The sequence below is a fragment of the Paenarthrobacter histidinolovorans genome, assembly GCF_014647595.1.
Taxonomy (GTDB): domain Bacteria; phylum Actinomycetota; class Actinomycetes; order Actinomycetales; family Micrococcaceae; genus Arthrobacter; species Arthrobacter histidinolovorans.
This window is the reverse complement of sequence record NZ_BMPM01000001.1, coordinates 675,245-691,277: the sequence shown is the minus strand read 5'-3', so window position 1 is coordinate 691,277 and position 16,033 is coordinate 675,245. Positions and strand designations below refer to the sequence as shown.

The 16,033-nt window shown below is 62.7% G+C and carries 13 protein-coding genes; 8 read left to right on the top strand and 5 right to left on the bottom strand.

Annotated features, from left to right (window positions below; genetic code table 11):
- Positions 1-24: 24 nt before the first annotated feature.
- Positions 25-1,974, top strand: coding sequence for a DUF2264 domain-containing protein (locus tag IEY62_RS03205; RefSeq protein WP_189013820.1), 1,950 nt, complete (start codon positions 25-27; stop codon positions 1,972-1,974).
- Between the two features lie 50 nt (positions 1,975-2,024).
- Positions 2,025-3,350 carry an alpha-L-fucosidase gene (locus IEY62_RS03200; RefSeq protein ID WP_229785024.1) on the top strand — a complete coding sequence of 442 codons (1,326 nt, stop codon included), beginning with the start codon at positions 2,025-2,027 and terminating at the stop codon, positions 3,348-3,350.
- Positions 3,351-3,419: 69 nt separating this feature from the next.
- On the opposite strand, the gene rarD is transcribed toward IEY62_RS03200, so the two are convergent.
- A complete protein-coding gene (gene rarD, locus IEY62_RS03195; protein WP_189013818.1) occupies positions 3,420-4,487 on the bottom strand; it encodes an EamA family transporter RarD in 1,068 nt (355 codons plus the stop codon).
- A 118-nt stretch (positions 4,488-4,605) separates the two neighbouring features.
- On the opposite strand from rarD, the gene IEY62_RS03190 reads away from it, so the two are divergent.
- From IEY62_RS03190 to IEY62_RS03165, 6 genes are all read left to right on the top strand, one after another.
- Positions 4,606-6,045: an FAD-dependent oxidoreductase gene (locus IEY62_RS03190; protein ID WP_189013815.1), complete on the top strand. Its 1,440-nt coding sequence runs from the start codon at positions 4,606-4,608 to the stop codon at positions 6,043-6,045.
- A gap of 73 nt (positions 6,046-6,118) precedes the next feature.
- Positions 6,119-7,462, top strand: coding sequence for a GAF domain-containing protein (locus IEY62_RS03185; RefSeq protein ID WP_189013813.1), 1,344 nt, complete (start codon positions 6,119-6,121; stop codon positions 7,460-7,462).
- 96 nt (positions 7,463-7,558) lie between these two features.
- A complete protein-coding gene (gene exaC / locus IEY62_RS03180) occupies positions 7,559-9,082 on the top strand; it encodes an acetaldehyde dehydrogenase ExaC (protein ID WP_189013812.1) in 1,524 nt (507 codons plus the stop codon).
- Between the two features lie 43 nt (positions 9,083-9,125).
- Complete coding sequence (adhP, locus tag IEY62_RS03175; RefSeq protein ID WP_110504021.1) at positions 9,126-10,136, top strand: alcohol dehydrogenase AdhP; 1,011 nt, start codon at positions 9,126-9,128, stop codon at positions 10,134-10,136.
- Positions 10,136-10,564: a DUF779 domain-containing protein gene (locus IEY62_RS03170; RefSeq protein ID WP_407671456.1), complete on the top strand. Its 429-nt coding sequence runs from the start codon at positions 10,136-10,138 to the stop codon at positions 10,562-10,564. The genes adhP and IEY62_RS03170 overlap by 1 nt, the downstream gene beginning before the upstream one ends.
- 166 nt (positions 10,565-10,730) lie before the next feature.
- Positions 10,731-12,287: an APC family permease gene (locus IEY62_RS03165; RefSeq protein WP_189013809.1), complete on the top strand. Its 1,557-nt coding sequence runs from the start codon at positions 10,731-10,733 to the stop codon at positions 12,285-12,287.
- A gap of 174 nt (positions 12,288-12,461) precedes the next feature.
- Here IEY62_RS03165 and IEY62_RS03160 read toward each other — a convergent pair whose 3' ends face one another.
- The 4 genes from IEY62_RS03160 to IEY62_RS03145 all read right to left on the bottom strand — a co-directional run bounded on the left by IEY62_RS03160 (position 12,462) and on the right by IEY62_RS03145 (position 16,020).
- Positions 12,462-13,097, bottom strand: a complete 636-nt coding sequence (locus IEY62_RS03160) for a DUF2461 domain-containing protein (protein ID WP_189013807.1) — start codon at positions 13,095-13,097, stop codon at positions 12,462-12,464.
- Between the two features lie 146 nt (positions 13,098-13,243).
- Complete coding sequence (locus IEY62_RS03155) at positions 13,244-14,725, bottom strand: catalase (RefSeq protein ID WP_189013805.1); 1,482 nt, start codon at positions 14,723-14,725, stop codon at positions 13,244-13,246.
- 14 nt (positions 14,726-14,739) lie between these two features.
- Complete coding sequence (locus IEY62_RS03150; RefSeq protein WP_189013803.1) at positions 14,740-15,219, bottom strand: Fur family transcriptional regulator; 480 nt, start codon at positions 15,217-15,219, stop codon at positions 14,740-14,742.
- A gap of 30 nt (positions 15,220-15,249) precedes the next feature.
- Positions 15,250-16,020 (bottom strand): hypothetical protein, encoded by a 771-nt coding sequence (locus IEY62_RS03145; RefSeq protein WP_229785022.1) that lies wholly within the window; start codon positions 16,018-16,020, stop codon positions 15,250-15,252.
- Positions 16,021-16,033 lie beyond the last annotated feature (13 nt).

Sequence of the window (16,033 nt, the reverse complement as noted above, 5' to 3'; positions counted from 1 at the left end):
CGAACAAACCAAGGATCCAACACTGTGACACAGCCTCCGCCAGTAACACAGCCCTGGCTTCCCAGTCCCGACCCCGTCCTGTCCCCGTTCACGGGCTGGACCCGGGGCCACTGGGAGAATACGGCCGACCACTGGCTCGAATACATCCGTGCGTATTCCAGCCCTCTCAAGGCCAGTCCGCGCCTGCCGGGCCCGGTGACGCGTGACGGCGAGCGCCGGGAAGGCATGGAGGCCATCGGCCGGAGCCTGCTGATGGCTGCGCCGCGTATCGCCGGTGCCCGTGGCCAGGACCGGTTGCAGCTGGCGGCTTGGTACCGGGAGGCGCTGCTGGCCGGTACTGATCCTGACGGCGCGGAGCGTTGGCCGTTGGGCGTCACGTGCAAGTCTCCTTTGTTGGGGGTGACCAACTCGATCGTGGAGGCTGCGAATATTGCCTTCTCGCTCCACATTGCCAGGGAGTGGTTGTGGGAGCCGTTGGATGTAGGCGGGAAGAAGCAGGTTGCCGACTGGTTGCGGCACCATGCCCGGCTTGAGGTGTGGGGCAACAACTGGCAGCTCTTCCCGGCTATGGCGGAGGGCTTCCTGCGTTCGGTGGGCGAAGACGTTTCGGGCTGCACGGGGGCTCGGAACGTGGCCCGTGTGGAGTCCTGGTACTTGGGCGACGGCTGGTACACGGACGGGCCGGAACATGCCATCGACTACTACAACGCGTGGGCCATCCACCCCTATTTGTGGGCTTGGTATGACATGACCGGCCGGGGGGACACCCCTGAGGGTCGTCGTCACTTGGAGCGCTTGCGGGAATTCGTGGGCACGCAGAGCCTGATGTTCGCCGGTGACGGGGCCGTGCTGCATGTCGGCCGATCTCTGGCGTACCGCACTGCGGTCCTGGCGGCCCTGTGGTGTGCGGAGATCTCGGGAGTGAACCCGCTGTCCCCGGGTGCTACGCGTCGCCTGGCATCGGGCGTACTGGCGAACTTCACCGCGAAGGGCGTTGGTGTTGATGGTCCGCCGAGCCTGGGCTGGTACGACGAACACCTCGGGTCCTGCCAGGCGTACAGCGGCTTCGGTTCACCGTACTTGGCCGGCATCGGCTTCCTTGGTTTGGCGCTGCCGCCGGAGCACAGGGTTTGGCAGGACGTGGAAGAGCAGCAGCCCACCGATGGCCCGGCTACCGTTCGGGCTTTGCCGGATGTGGGGTGGACTTTGGCCGGCGGTGCCGGTTTGGTCCGTCTCACGAACCATGGCAGCGATCATTGCGGCCTGCCGGTGGGTGGCGGCACGGACCCTGACGATCCGCACTACGCCAAGTTCTCCTACTCCACCCACACAGCGCCGGGGACGGGAGTTGCGTGGGAGGACAACGTGGACGGTCACCTTGCGTTGTTGGGCTCCGACGGCGTGGCGAGCCGGCGTTGTGCCCTCCGCGCCACCCGCACGGACGGAGCCGTCAGCGGTTCTGTCCACATCCCGCAGTTGTATGGGAAGACCTTGCCCGGCACGGCTGTTACTACAGTTTCCGTGGCGGACGGCATCTACGAGCTTCGCTGCCATCTGGTCCGCGGACCGGTGGAGTATGCGGTCCGGGAAGGTGGGCATGCCGTGGCCAACGCCATGCAGATGGACGTGGGAATCACCGGGGACACCGCGTGGGTGAGCAACGGCGATGTGTTCGCCGCTGTGACGGCCGTCCACGGCTGGGAGGAGCCACGGACCACCCGCTATACGGGTGCCAACGCCATGGGCGAGCACTCAGCAGTCCCCAGCTTCAGCGCGCAGCGCAGCGGTGAGGAAACGGTCCACGTTGCCCTCCACACGCTGACCCGGGGACAGGCTCCGGCGCCGGAAACGCTCAAGGCGGCTGCCGCCGTCGTGGTTTCCGGCACGGACGTCTCCGTGTCATGGGCAAGCGGAAAGTCGCAGACTTTTGACTTGCGGACGTTTGTTCCGTGGGACGGGCAGGTGGGTAAATGATGGACCTCAAGTACGGGGCATCGCGGGAAAAACCCCGTGAGGATGCGGCAATGAAGCGGTTCCGGGGCCATCGCGTGGGCCAGTTCATTCACTGGGGTCTTTACGCCCTGCCGGCAGGCCGCTGGGAAGGGAAGGACGTGGAATTCGCGGCGGAGTTCCTGCCGCGCGTGGCGAAGATTCCCCAACATCGCTGGGAGGCGCTCGCCAACGATTTCACGCTGGCGGATTTCGACGCCGAACGGTGGGCAGACACGGCCGTGGCGCTGGGTGCCCGCTACATGACCATCACCACCAAACACCATGATGGTTTCTGCTTGTGGCCGAGCGCGCATACCGACTTCCATATGGGGAACACCCCTTCCGGTCGCGATGTCCTGGGCGAACTGGTGGCGGCGTATGAAGCCCGGGGGATTGACGTCAACTTCTACTACTCGGTGCTGGATTGGCGGCACCCGGACTGGCGTTTCACACTGGAGAACGACGCCGACAACCTGGCTTTCGCCCGTTACCTCGACTTCGCGATGAAGCAGTTGGTGGAACTGGCCGAACGCTATCCGAGTGTGAAGGGTTTCTGGTTCGACGGCACGTGGGACGAATCAGTGAAGGCCAACGGGTGGTGGACGTGGGAAGTCGAACGGATGCTGAAGGAACGTATTCCCGGCGTGGTGGTCAACAGCCGCTTGCGCGCGGACGACTTCGGAGCCAGGCACGTGGACTCCAATGGCTTACTCATGGGCGACTACGAAAGCGGCTACGAGCGCAGGCTGCCCGAGCCGTGGGACCGGAGCGTGGCAGCCCACGACTGGGAAGCGTGCATGACCATCCCGCAGGCGAGCTGGGGCTACCACCAAGGGCCTTGGGCGCAGTCGACACTCAAGCACCCGTGGGATGTGGTGGACATGATCGCCCATTGCACGTCCTTGGGCGGCAACTTCCTGCTGAATTTCGGACCCCGAGGCGACGGCTCCATGGCACCGGCAGAGGTGGAAATCGCCCGCACGGTGGGGCAGTGGCTCGGAGTCAACGGTGAAGCGATCTACGGCTGTGGCTTCGCCGAGGGCTGGGACTACCCGGGGTGGGGATACTTTACCCAGGACAGCAGCACGGGGCAGGTGTTCGCGGTGGTGACACGGGAGCCGGCGTCCGGGCGGATCCGTTTGGAACTGCCCACGGGCATGGAGCTTGTGGGTCTGCAGTTGCTGGGCTCCGCCGGGCACCCGTTCAACGAGCACCCGTTCAAGAGGCTGGCCGGCTCCGTGTTCGAGGTGGATTTTGAGGGTGCACCGAGCGCCGGTCCGCTCGTGTTCGCGCTGGAAACCGGTGCCATTACCGGTCCAGTGGCCGAAAAGGAACCCAACCCGGACGCGCTCGACTAAAGCAACGCGGGGTCACTTATGGCCCATAAATCCCCTCGGGATGGGCCATAAGTGACCCCGCGTTGCTGTTTAACGGGCGGCAGCCAGACGGGCCTTCTTCTTGATCACCGAGTTCTTCCGGGTGGTGCGCAGCATGTCGATGGTCAGGAGGACCAGGGCGAGCCAGACGACGCAGAAGCCGACCCAGCGGGCGGTGGTCATGGTTTCGTGGAACACCAGCAAGGCCACGACGAACTGGAGGATCGGGGCGAAGTACTGGAGCAGCCCGATGGTAGTCATCGGCAGTCGACGGGCCGAGGCGCCAAAGAAGAGCAGCGGCACGGCCGTGATCACACCAGAGGACACCAGGAGCCAGAAGTGTCCTGCGCCCAGGGTGGTGAGGGTCTCAGCCCCCGTGACGCCCAGGACTACCATTGTGATGGCTGCGAAGGGAGCCAGCACCATGGTCTCGACGCTCAGGCTCGTGAGGGCATCCACTTTGGGACCGACACGCTTTTTCACGAATCCGTACAGGCCGAAACTGAACGCAAGAATCAGTGCGATCCACGGGAGTTGACCGTAGGAGAAGGTCAGGACACCCACAGCGACGAAGCCGATGCCCACGGCCGTCCACTGCAAGGGGCGCAGTTTCTCTTTGAGGACAAACACACCCAGAAGGACCGAGACCAGCGGGTTGATGAAGTAGCCCAGGGACGTCTCAACGGCGTGGCCGGTGGTGACGCCGAAAGTGTAGGTGAGCCAGTTGATGGCGATCAGTCCGGCGGCCAACGCGAGCGGCCCGAACACACTGCGGTCCTTCAACGCGGCGCCGAAAACCCTCCAGGCCCGCGTGATGGTTATCAGGAGCGCGCAGAAGATGAGGGACCACACGATCCGGTTGGCCACAATTTCAATCGCCCCGGCAGGCATGAGGATAAAGAAGTAGAGGGGAAGCAGCCCCCATAGTCCGTACGCGCCGATGCCGAACAGAATTCCCGCGGTCGACTCGCTCCTCACCGGTTTGGCCGGACCGCCGGTGCCTTTGCCGCCGCTCCCGGGTTCCGCCGTCGCGGGCTGGTTTGAAGGGGAGCCTGAGATGATCTGTTCGGGAGTCGACACATTTTCGCCAACACCAACAGTCCCCGCAATATTCCGCAATCTTTGTGAATCTTTGTGACTCCTGCCATATAAGCGGCCGGGTGTAGGGTCGGCACCTAGAATTGAAGTCTGCGCGCCCCCAACAGCGGCGTGGCTCACTGCTTCGGAAGGGCTCACGGTGTCCAACTCAGCCGCAACCATCCCCAATCGTCCGCTTCGCATTGCCATTGTGGGCGCAGGCCCTGCAGGTGTTTACGCCGCGGATATCCTGACCAAGTCCAACGAGGTCAAAGACGGACACGTGGAAGTGAGCATCGATCTCTTCGAGGCGTATCCCGCACCATACGGGCTGATTCGCTACGGCGTTGCGCCGGACCATCCCCGCATCAAGGGCATCGTGAACGCCCTGCACAAAGTGCTGGACCGCGGCGACATCCGCTTCCTGGGCAACGTCACCTACGGCCGGGATCTGACCCTTCACGACTTCCGCGCCTTTTACGATGCCGTGATCTTCTCCACCGGCGCCATCAAGGACGCGGACTTGAAGATCCCGGGCATCGACTTGGAAGGCTCTTTTGGTGGCGCGGACTTCGTCTCCTGGTACGACGGCCACCCCGACGTGCCCCGCGAATGGCCGCTGGACGCCAAGGAAATCGCGGTCATCGGCAACGGCAACGTGGCACTGGACGTGGCCCGGATGCTGGTCAAACACCCCGAAGAACTGTTGGTCACCGAGATTCCGGACAATGTCTACGCCGGCCTCAAAAGTTCACCCGTCACTGACGTGCACGTCTTTGGCCGCCGCGGCCCCGCGCAGGTGAAGTTCACGCCCCTGGAACTGCGCGAACTGTCCCACTGCAAGGATGTGGACATTGTGCTGTATCCGGAGGACTTCGAGTTCGACGAAGCCTCGGATGAGGCGATCAAATCAAACAACCAGATCAAGACCATGGTCAACACCATGACCAACTGGTTGGTGGAGGAGCACGCAGAATCGGAGCAGCCCTCTTCCCGGCGCCTGCACCTGCACTTCCTGCACAGCCCCGTGGAGATCCTTGACTCGCCCGAAACCCCCGGCAAAGTGGCTGGCATCAAGTTTGAGCGGATGGAACTGGACGGTACCGGCAACGTCAAGGGCACCGGCGAGTTCATCGAATATCCGGTCCAGTCCGTGTACCGTGCCATCGGCTACCACGGATCGCCGCTGGAGGAACTTGAATACGATGCCCGCCGCGGTGTCATACCGAACGACGGCGGCCGCGTCCTGGGTGCCGACGGCAAGCCCGTGCCGGGAATCTACGCCACCGGCTGGATCAAGCGCGGACCCGTTGGGCTGATCGGTCACACCAAGGGTGATGCCCTGGAGACCATCGGGTGCCTCCTCGAGGACCGGCTTGCCCTGCCTCCGGCCGAGAATCCGGACCCGAAGGCCATCATCGACCTCCTGGACGAACGCGGCATCGAATACACCACGTGGGAGGGCTGGAACAGGCTTGATGCCCACGAAGCAGCGCTCGGTGCCTCATGGTCCGCTTCCGACGCGAACCCGAACGGCGTGGAACGCGAGCGGATCAAGGTTGTGCCGCGCGAGGAAATGATCCGGGTCTCCCGCGGCTGACAATCTTCTCCGCCCGAACTAGACTGCTGGGTACTGTGCCGCCCACCACATGCACGGTATCCAGGGGAGTTCGATGAGGAATCCAGTCCATCCAATGGCTCCAGGCGGTGATGCCGCGGAGCTGCTGCAGAAGCGCGCCCTGGCCGGCCACGAGCATTTGGAGGCTTGGCGCGGAGGAACCAGCGTTGAGATCCCGGGCCTTCGTCGCCTGGTCCACGAATCGTGGCAACGTTCGGCCAGCCTGAAAGCCAATCCGGATGTTCCCGAGGCGCCCTTGGCGATGGATCGCGACGAGCTGGGAGAGTACCGCCGTCAGCATCCCTTGGCCACCATCATGCCCGTCATCAAGAAACTCCTCGTCCAGCCAAGCCATGACAGTGGGCTGCTCGTGGCGGTGGGCGACGACGTTGGCCGGCTTCTGTGGGTGGATGGCGATCCTGTGATGCAGCGGCGGGCCGAAGGCATGATGTTCGTGGCGGGCGCCGACTGGTCCGAAGCGTCCGTGGGCACCAGTGCACCCGGTACGGCGTTGGCCCTGGACCGCAGCATCCAGATTTCCGGTGCCGAGCACTTTAAACGCTCCGTCCATCCGTGGAGCTGCACCGCCGTTCCCTTCCACGACCCCGATTCCGGAGCCGTGCTGGGCGTGGTGGACATTACCGGTACCGAGACTGCCGTAGCGCCGCACACCCTTTCCCTGGTGGAGGCAACGGTCGCAGCCGCCCAGGCGCAGTTGCGCATCGAGCGGCTGCAGCTTGCCGCTGCGGTTCGCGAGAAACCACGACGCCGGAGCACGGCGGCCGCCTCCGGCAACGCCCTGTACCGCAACAGCCTTCAGTTGCTGGGGCGTGACCAGGCCTTGTTGAGCATCGATGGCCGGACAGTGTCCTTGTCCGCACGACACAGCGAGATCCTTGCCATCCTGGGCAACTATCCGGAGGGGCTCAGCGCCGAGGACCTCTGCGCCCAGCTGTACCCGGGCGAGGGATCTTCAGCGACGCTCCGTGCCGAGATGGTGCGGCTCCGTAAGGTGGTTCAGGAGCTCAGCCCGGACGCGGTCCCCGAATCGCGTCCGTACCGCCTGCCCGTGGAACTGCTTCCCGACTCCGGCCAGGTGCTTAGCTGCCTGCAGCGCGGCGCCCACCGCATTGCCTTGGAAATCTACAAAGGTGCCCTGTTGCCGCGTTCGGAAGCGCCCGGCGTCGTGCAGTTGCGTGAGCGGGTTTCGCACCTGCTGCGCGAGGCGCTGCTCACTGATGGCAGCGTCGAATCCCTCCTCAAGTACGCGGAGCTGCCCGAGGCGAAGTACGACGTCGACCTCCGCCTTGCCGTGTTGAAGCTGCTGCCGCCGCGCTCACCCAAGCGGGCCGCCGTCGTGGCTGATCTTGAACGGATCGACGACGAGCTCACTGCGTGAGTTGAATCACATGGTTGCAACGTAGCTGCAACCTCCCCGCTCCTAGGCTCGAATCAATGGCGACAGCCACCGTGATTCGCAGCAAAGGAGCTAGCAATGACCGTTTATGCACAGCCGGGTGCCGAGGGTTCGAAGGTTACTTTCAAGGACCGCTACGAAAACTGGATCGGCGGCGAGTGGGTTGCCCCGGTCAAGGGTGCCTACTTTGAAAACATCACACCGGTGACGGGCAAGGCTTTTTGTGAAGTGGCCCGTGGTACCGCCGAGGACATCGAACTTGCCCTGGACGCCGCGCACAAGGTCGCCCCGTCCTGGGGGAAAACCTCCGCGACCGAACGCGCTGCGATTCTGAACAAGATCGCCGACCGCATCGATGAGAACGTCGAACTCCTGGCCGTTGCAGAGACCTGGGACAACGGCAAGCCCGTCCGCGAGACCCTCAACGCCGATATCCCGCTGGCCGCCGACCACTTCCGCTACTTCGCCTCGGCAGTGCGTGCCCAGGAAGGCCACCTCTCCCAGCTGGATGAGGACACCACGGCGTACCACTTCAAGGAACCGTTGGGCGTCGTTGGCCAGATCATCCCGTGGAACTTCCCCATCCTCATGGCCGTGTGGAAGCTCGCCCCGGCGCTCGCCGCCGGCAACGCGGTCGTCCTCAAGCCCGCCGAGCAGACGCCCACCTCCATTCTGGTCCTCATGGAACTCATCGGTGACCTCCTTCCGGCCGGTGTGGTGAATGTGGTCAACGGCTTCGGTGTCGAGGCCGGAAAGCCGCTGGCGTCCAGCCCCCGCATCCGCAAGATTGCCTTCACGGGTGAGACCACCACAGGCCGGTTGATCAGCCAGTACGCCTCCAACAACCTCATTCCCGTCACTCTGGAACTTGGTGGCAAGAGCCCCAACATCTTCTTCGACGACGTCGCCGCACAAAACGACGCCTTCTACGACAAGGCCCAGGAAGGGTTCACGCTCTTTGCCTTCAACCAGGGCGAAGTTTGCACCTGCCCGTCCCGTGCTCTGGTCCAGGAAGGTATCTACGACTCCTTCATGACCGACGTCGTGGCCCGAACCAACAAAATCATCCAGGGCAACCCGCTGGACACCGAGACCCAGATCGGCGCGCAGGCCTCCAACGACCAGCTGGAGAAGATCCTGTCCTACATCGACATCGGAAAGCAGGAGGGTGCCAAGATCCTCACAGGTGGGGCCAGGGCCGAGCTGTCCGGAGATCTGGCCGGCGGTTACTACGTGCAGCCCACCATCTTCGAAGGCCACAACCGGATGCGGATCTTCCAGGAGGAGATCTTCGGCCCGGTGGTGTCCGTTACCAAGTTCAGTGACTACAACGACGCCATTGGAATCGCCAACGACACCCTCTACGGGCTCGGTGCCGGCGTCTGGTCACGCAACGGAAATGTCGCCTACCGCGCAGGCCGGGAAATCCAGGCCGGCCGCGTGTGGGTCAACAATTACCACGCCTACCCGGCAGGTGCCGCCTTCGGTGGCTACAAGTCCTCAGGTATTGGCCGTGAAAACCACGCCATGATGCTGGACCACTACCAGCAGACCAAGAACCTCCTGGTCAGCTACAACGAGAACAAGCTCGGCTTCTTCTAAACCCGTCCTGTTCATCGATCAAAGGAGATCGTCAATGTCCACCATGCAAGCAGCAGTAGTTACTGAATTCGGAACCGACCTGAAGGTCATGGAGGTCGAACGCCCGACGCCGGGTCCCGGCCAGGCGCTGGTCCGCCTCATCACTTCCGGGGTTTGTCATACCGATCTGCACGCCGCCGAAGGCGACTGGCCGGTCAAGCCGACACCGCCGTTCATTCCCGGGCATGAGGGAGTGGGTGAAGTGGTGGCCCTGGGCGAGGGGGTTACCGACGTTGCTGTCGGCGACTTGGTAGGAAATGCCTGGCTGTGGTCTGCCTGCGGAGACTGCCAGTACTGCCGGACTGGGTGGGAAACCCTGTGCGAGTCACAACAGAACGGTGGCTACAGTGTGGATGGTTCGTTCGGCGAGTACATGCTGGTGGACACACGCTTCGCTGCCCGCATCCCGGCAGGCTCGGATCCGGTGGAAGTTGCGCCGGTGCTCTGCGCCGGAGTCACGGTTTACAAGGGGCTGAAGATGACCGAGGCCCGGCCCGGGCAGTGGGTCACCATCTCGGGTATCGGAGGCCTGGGGCATATCGCGGTGCAATACGCGGTGGCGATGGGCCTGCGTGTGGCAGCAGTGGATATCGCCGATGACAAGTTGGCACTGGCCAGGGAACACGGTGCCGAGCTAACCGTCAACGCGCTGCATGAGGATCCCGCCGAGGTGATCCAGCGGGAAACCGGTGGCTGCCACGGGGTACTGGTCACGGCTGTGCACCCCTCGGCGTTCGGTCAGGCCATCGGCATGGCCCGGCGCGGTGGCACGATCGTTTTCAACGGGTTACCCCCGGGCGACTTCCCGGCACCGATCTTCGAGATCGTCCTCAAAGGCCTCACGGTCCGTGGTTCGATCGTGGGTACCCGTCAGGACCTGGAAGAAGCATTGGAGTTTTACGCCCAGGGAAAGATCAAGCCGACGGTCTCCACCCGCGAGTTGTCAGAAGTCAACGCGGTCTTTGACGAGATGAAGCACGCCAAGATCGACGGCCGAGTGGTTCTGAAGTTCTGATGAACCACAACATGTCCCAGGACATCCTGAAAGCTTCCGTGACGCTGCCCGGGGAGGACTTCTCCCGGGTGGCGCTCACAGGAGCATCCGTGGAACTGCTCCTGAAACTATGGGAGCAGCACGGACCCCTGATGTTCCACCAATCAGGCGGCTGCTGCGACGGTTCGTCACCCATGTGCTACCCGGCGGGGGAGTTCCTGACAGGTGACTCCGACGTTCTTCTTGGTCGTTTTGACCTTGGGAATGGCGGGGAAACCAAGCCCTTGGAGTTTTGGATGTCCAAGGAACAGTTCAACTACTGGTCGCACACCCACCTCACTGTGGATGTGGTCCCGGGCAGGGGCAGTGGGTTCTCGGTTGAGTCTCCCGAAGGGAAACGATTCCTGATCCGTTCAACGCTTATGGACTGGGACGTGCCGGCCTTTTAGGGCGCACGGCTGGTGTGATGGGGACTACGTGCTTTCATCACACCAGCCACACCTGTCACTGGCATTCCGGGGGCGTCTCACTATTTGGGATAAATATGGCCGTCCAATGGCCGGACACTATTCTTGATGAGTCCTATACCACCCCCCTCCAGAATGTGGCATTTTTATGAACATTTTCAGGACCAAGTCGATTGAACAGTCGATCGCCGATTCCGACGAGCCAGGTCGCAAGCTCAAACGCAGCCTGAGCATCTGGGATCTCATGATCATGGGCGTCGCCGTCGCTGTCGGCGCCGGGATCTTCTCGGTGGGCGCCAAGGCTGCCGCCAACTTTGCCGGCCCCGCCGTCACCATTTCCTTTGCCATCGCTGCTGTTACCTGCGCGCTGGCCATCATGTGCTACGCCGAATTCGCCACCGCCATTCCCGTGGCCGGCTCCGCCTATGTGTTCACCTACGCCACCATGGGTGAGGTCCTCGCGTGGATCATTGGCTGGAACCTCATCCTTGAACTTTTCACGGCAGCGGCCGTGATCGCCAAGTACTGGGGCATCTACCTCAGCACGGTGTTTGGCCTGATGGGCCTGGACGTTCCGCCGTCCATCCCCGTAGGCGGAATTGACCTCTACTGGGGCGCCTTCCTCATTGTTGCGATCTTCACCGTATTGCTGGTGCTGGGGACAAAGTTGTCCGCACGCGTTGGCAACGTCTTTACGTTGATCAAGATCGCTGTTGTGCTGTTCGTGATCGTGGTGGGTTTCAGCTACGTGAAGTTCTCCAACTACACCCCGTTCGTTCCCGCTTCCGAGCCGACGGCCGGTACGGGAGCAGCGGACGTCATGAAGCAGTCCTTCTTCGGCTTCCTCACCGGCGCAGCTCCGGCCCAGTACGGGACGCTGGGTATCTTCGCCGGCGCTGCTTTGGTCTTCTTCGCTTTTATCGGCTTTGACGTAGTGGCAACCTCGGCAGAAGAGGTCAAGAACCCGCAGAAGACCCTCCCGCGGGGCATCTTCGGCGGCCTGGCGCTGGTGACTTTGCTCTACATCCTGGTCTCCCTGGCACTCACCGGAATGGTCTCGTACACTCAGTTGGCCGAGGTCAAAAACCCCACGCTGACTACAGCATTCGAAGCCGTGGGCAACACAGACGCAGCCAAGGTCATCGCCTTCGGCTCCTTGGTGGGCCTCACTACTGTCATCATGGTGCTGCTCATGGGCCTGTCCCGTGTTGTCCTGGCCATGAGCCGCGACGGGCTGCTGCCCCGCTCGCTTTCCAAGACCAGCGAGAAGCGTTCCACCCCTGCTCGATTGCAGATCATCTGCGGTGCTGCCGTGGCGATCGTTGCCGGCGTGACGAAGGTGGACCTGCTGGAGGAAATGATCAACATCGGAACGCTCTCGGCGTTCGTGATGGTCAGCCTGGGCATCCTGGTGCTCCGCAAGAAGCGCCCCGACCTCAAGCCTGCCTTCCGCGTTCCGTTCGGCAAGGTTGTTCCATGGGTCTCTGCAGTTCTCTGCCTCTACCTGATGACCAACCTGGCGGTGGAAACCTGGATCTTCTTTGCGATCTGGCTGGTAATCGGCATGGTGATTTACTTCTCCTACGGCCAGCGGCACTCGCGGCTCAACGAGAAGTTCGCATCCGCCAAGGCCGCCGTCAACGACGCCAAGGGCGACCGTCAGACCGAGGGCGACGAGGACGAAGACAGCTTCACCAAGGTCTGAATCCATCGCTGCTGCTTGTCAGACAGCTGCCTGTTTTACCTCGAGGTTTTACCTCAAGGAGAACGCCCGGGAACCGTTGGTTTCCGGGCGTTCTCCGCGTCCGGGAGTGTTTCCTTTCACCGGCCGTCCTCACAGGCACCAGTCCTGACGGTCACGAGTCCTGACGGCCACCCCTTAGGGCGCCGCGTGCTCACTGACCCACTCCACCAGGGGCCTCAGCGTCTCCCACCGCGAGGCGATTTCATCCTTGGCCGCTACGGTGGACAACCATGACGGCTGTCCGACCTCCACGCCGGCCGACAGGGACTTGTGTTTGAGCAGCTCAGCCCTTGGATGATCTTTGTCGAAACCGCGGGGAACGGTCTTGAGTTTCTCCCCTTCAACCGCGAAGCCGGCGTCAGCCACAGCATCAACGATCTTTTGCAGTGCCAGGCCACTGTCCGGCGCGTCGACTGCTGCCCGGTAGCGTGCCAGCTGAGCCGGCGTATGGGAGTGGTAGCCTCCACCAATCAAGAGACCGTCGGCACTGATCTGCACATAGTAGCCAACGCCCTCCTGGCTGGCCGCGAAGGCACCCTGTGCTGTTTTGTAGGGTGACTTGTCCTGGGAGAACCGGATGTCCCGGTTGGGGCGAAAGATCTTGGCGGGCCCAAACCGGGGCTCCAGCTCCGCGAGGAGAGCCGTCAGCGGCTCCCTGACCTCGGCGTCGTACGTTGCCTTATGTTCCAGCCACCACTCGCGGTTGTTGTTCTCTTCAAGATCCTCGTAAAAGCGGAACGCGGCCGCATGAATGCCTTTGAATGTGTCCATACAGGGATCCTATGGACCGGAGCGAGGGCACAGCCATAGGAGGACTGTCCTATGTGGAAACAACGGATATGTGGAAACAAAAGAACACCCCGCTGCGGTGTAAAACCGCAGCGGGGTGTTCCCGGAATTGCAGAAAGGAAAGACGCTTAGAGCTTGTTGGCTGCTTCGGCGTCGGACTCGGTCTGGCCAGCGCCCAGGTTGGCACGCAGCTTGGAGCCGAGATCGGCGTCAACGTTGGTCCAGTACTGGATGGCGCGTTCCTTGATGTCGGCGTTCTTCACGCCGCCCACGGCACCGGTGATGGTGTCCAGGAGGCGGGCCTTGGCGGCGTCATCGTAGACCTCGCGGTACAGGGTACCGGCCTGGCCGAAGTCGTCATCCTCAGCGTGCAGGGTGTGTGCGGAGAGCGTGAGCTCGCCGTCGTTTTCCCAACCACCGGCGGGGGATGCGGGCTCAACAGCAGCCGGGCCACCAACGGAGTTCGGTGCGTACACCGGGGTGCTGGGGGAGTTGAACAGGAAGCGTCCCTGTCCATCCTGGCTGTAGTTGTTGACCTGGTTCTTCGGCTGGTTCACCGGGATCTGCGCGTGGTTGGTGCCCACGCGGTAACGGTGTGCGTCTGCGTAGGAGAAGATGCGGGCCTGCAGCATCTTGTCCGGCGAAGCCGCAATACCCGGAACGAAGTTCGACGGCGCGAAAGTGGCCTGCTCGATCTGCGCGAAGTAGTTCTCCGGGTTCTTGTTCAGCTCCATGGTGCCCACGTGGATCAGCGGGTAGTCGGAGTGCGGCCACACCTTGGTGAGGTCGAACGGGTTGAAACGGTACGTCTTGGCATCCTCGTACGGCATGACCTGGACGTGCAGTTCCCAGGAGGGGAAGTTGCCATCGGCAATGTTCTCCTGGAGGTCGCGGATGTAGAAGTCCGCGTCCGAACCGGCCAGCTCTTCAGCCTGGTCGCCCGTGATGGTCTTGACGCCCTGGTTGGACTTGAAGTGGTACTTGACCCAGAAACGCTCGCCGGCGGCGTTGATCCACTGGTACGTGTGCGAGCCGTAGCCCTGCATTTCACGCCAGGAAGCCGGGAGGCCGCGGTCGCCCATGAGCCAGGTGACCTGGTGGGCGGACTCGGGGGAGAGGGTCCAGAAGTCCCACTGCATGTCGGCGTCACGCAGGTGGGTACCCGGGAGGCGCTTCTGGGAGTGGATGAAGTCCGGGAATTTGATGCCGTCGCGGATGAAGAAGACGGGGGTGTTGTTGCCCACGAGGTCGTAGTTGCCCTCGGAGGTGTAGAACTTCACGGCGAAACCGCGGGGGTCGCGCCACGTGTCGGGAGAACCGTTCTCGCCTGCAACGGAGGAGAAACGGATCAGCATGTCCGTCTCGACACCCGGCTGCAGGAAGGCAGCCTTGGTGTAGGCAGAAACGTCAGAGGTGGTCTTGAAGGTACCGAAAGCTCCGCCACCCTTGGCGTGAACTACGCGCTCCGGCACCCGCTCGCGGTTGAACTGGGCGAGCTTTTCCACCAAGTAGTGGTCGGCGAGGATGATGGCACCGTCAGCGCCGACGGACTTCGAGTGCGCGTCGGACGTAACGGGGGCACCTGACTGAGTTGTTGAAATGGCAGTCATTGTTCTCCTTTTTCCTATTTCTGGGTTACTGAAGTATTTACGGGAAGCTGTTGTTTAGCCTGGCAATCCTGGCAGATGCCCTGGTACAGGACGTCTGCGATCTGGATGGTCATCGGCTTGGAATTTTCATCCCAGTGTGGAGTGAGGCACGGAGCGTGTCCCACTGCGCAGTCCACGTCCTCCACCTTGCCGCAGCTGATGCAGACAGCGTGGTGGTGGTTGTCACCGACCCGGGTTTCATAGAGTGCCGGGGAGTGCGGGGGTTCAAACCGGCGCAGCATCTGCAGGTCCGTGAGATCGCTGAGCACTACATAAACGGACTGCGCCGTCAGTTCAGGAAGTTCCTGGCGGGCAGCGGCAAGGATGCCTTCTGCCGGGGAATGCGGATGGTGCTGGACCGCGGCGAGCACTGCCAACCGCTGTTTGGTCACACGACGGCCGTGGGCATGCAGGGCGGCTGCCCATTCTGCCTGTTCGGCGGTGTGATCTGTCATGCATTCATTGAAACACTTATTTTGAGGAGTTCACAATAAGGCAAGGCTAACTTCCGGTGAACGTAATAATTCCACTACCGGGTTGACGTCCTCTCCGGCCGAACGGCCGAGCGCATGCACCCGCAATGGCCTTCCCGGTGCCGGCGACTCCACTGCCAGGCAACTGAATCCGCTGACGCCACCGGCCAGCGGCAGCCCGCCCAGGGATGCAGCGATTGCCAGAAGGTCGGCAGGCAGGAAGTCCCGGACGGAAGCTACGCCTCTCACAGGCTCCATCACGGTATGGCGCTCACCCGCCGGGATTGTCCGCACCAGCAGTGCGGGGTCAAGGACAGGTTCGACGGCGGCACCGGGCCCCTCCGCGAACGCCAGGACCGCGTCCGGCAGGTCGCGGCGAAGCACCTCACGGATCGCCTCGTCAGTGACCTCCAGTTCGGACTCGGGGAGTGCCACCCGGCGGTGGGCCGGAAGCGAGAGCTGATGTCCCGGCGTCGTGGTTTCTCCATCCCAGCGGCCGAAAAGGTGGAACGTGGGAGTTGACGATTCAGCCACCGGTTCTCCCAGCCCGGCCCCCAACGGATGCCACTGATGGGCGAACATGACGACGCAATGCTCAACTCCCAGCACTTTTGCCAGGGCTGTGCGCGCCAGATGGTGGCAAAAGAGCCAGTCCGTTGCGGACGGGAGCGCGAAATCGGTGGAGGGATCCGACAACCTGATCACAACGTGCGCGGCTGTGAGGGGGTGACGTGGCCGGGCGATCTCCCAAAAGCCCGAACGGTACAGCAATCGTCGTGACATGACCATGTCAACT

Excerpts from the sequence above, each read along its gene's own strand:
- IEY62_RS03185 (WP_189013813.1), top strand. The coding sequence starts at position 6,119 with ATGAGGAATCCAGTCCATCCAATGGCTCCAGGCGGTGATGCCGCGGAG.
- exaC (WP_189013812.1), top strand. The coding sequence starts at position 7,559 with ATGACCGTTTATGCACAGCCGGGTGCCGAGGGTTCGAAGGTTACTTTC.
- IEY62_RS03160 (WP_189013807.1), bottom strand. The coding sequence starts at position 13,097 with ATGGACACATTCAAAGGCATTCATGCGGCCGCGTTCCGCTTTTACGAG.
- IEY62_RS03150 (WP_189013803.1), bottom strand. The coding sequence starts at position 15,219 with ATGACAGATCACACCGCCGAACAGGCAGAATGGGCAGCCGCCCTGCAT.
- IEY62_RS03170 (WP_407671456.1), top strand. The coding sequence starts at position 10,136 with ATGAACCACAACATGTCCCAGGACATCCTGAAAGCTTCCGTGACGCTG.
- IEY62_RS03145 (WP_229785022.1), bottom strand. The coding sequence starts at position 16,020 with ATGTCACGACGATTGCTGTACCGTTCGGGCTTTTGGGAGATCGCCCGG.
- IEY62_RS03155 (WP_189013805.1), bottom strand. The coding sequence starts at position 14,725 with ATGACTGCCATTTCAACAACTCAGTCAGGTGCCCCCGTTACGTCCGAC.
- IEY62_RS03200 (WP_229785024.1), top strand. The coding sequence starts at position 2,025 with ATGAAGCGGTTCCGGGGCCATCGCGTGGGCCAGTTCATTCACTGGGGT.
- IEY62_RS03165 (WP_189013809.1), top strand. The coding sequence starts at position 10,731 with ATGAACATTTTCAGGACCAAGTCGATTGAACAGTCGATCGCCGATTCC.
- adhP (WP_110504021.1), top strand. The coding sequence starts at position 9,126 with ATGCAAGCAGCAGTAGTTACTGAATTCGGAACCGACCTGAAGGTCATG.